The 232-nt window shown below is 62.5% G+C and carries 1 pseudogene; it reads right to left on the bottom strand.

Annotated elements, in window-relative coordinates:
* Nucleotides 1-232: pseudogene (locus ACPYOG_RS21005) on the bottom strand (glutamine amidotransferase); the annotation flags it as partial.

The raw sequence follows: 232 nt of genomic DNA, 5'->3' as shown, positions 1-232 counted from the left end.
AGGCAGGTTTACGAGCGCACGATATTCGGAGCCGAAAGCAACATACCGATCGGTTTCGGCCATGACTGCCGGCTTGCAGGCGATGGGATCGCGAACGACGCCGAAGCCGGACTTTGTGCCGACGACGAAGGTGAAGAAACCGTCGAGATCGCTGAGCGCGCCGGTCAGCGCCTCGCCGAGATCCTTGCCCTTGGCCATCTCGGCCGTCAGATAAGCGGCGGCGACTTCGGTG

The sequence above is a fragment of the Leifsonia sp. HAY1-4F genome, assembly GCF_056755275.1.
The sequence above is the reverse complement of the archived record's forward strand: the minus strand, read 5'-3'. Positions and strand labels throughout refer to the sequence as shown.